2 rRNA genes are annotated in these 386 nt (G+C 51.3%); both read right to left on the bottom strand.

Annotated features, from left to right (window positions below):
- A 5S ribosomal RNA gene (gene rrf / locus AC1DNI_RS22825) occupies nt 1–108 on the bottom strand; the annotation flags it as partial.
- Between the two features lie 157 nt (nt 109–265).
- Nucleotides 266–386: ribosomal RNA gene (locus tag AC1DNI_RS22820) — 23S ribosomal RNA — on the bottom strand; the annotation flags it as partial.

Genomic DNA, 386 nt, shown 5'->3' with positions numbered 1-386 from the left:
AGCGACCTACTCTCCCGCGTCTTGAGACGAAGTACCATTGGCGCAGGGGCGTTTCACGGCCGAGTTCGGAATGGGATCGGGTGCGGCCACCCCGCTGTAACCACCAGGTCAGCAAAGCGCAACAAGCAAATGAGAAGCTGGGTTTTGGGAAGGTGAGTAGTGAGTAGTGAGTAGTGAGTAGTGAAGACACTACTTTTCTACTGACGACTTACGACTTACCTTTTTCACGCTTTTGTGGCGTTTTGGATGGATATTTGTAATGAGAATGATCAAGTCGATCGAGCTATTAGTACCGGTAAGCTTCATGCGTTGCCGCACTTCCACACCCGGCCTATCAACGTGGTGGTCTTCCACGGCTCTGATAGGGAATACTCGTTTTCAGGTGG

It is taken from the genome of Phyllobacterium sp. 01N428, assembly GCF_056399405.1.
Note: the sequence above shows the minus strand (reverse complement) of the source record. Positions and strands in the feature narration are given on the sequence as shown.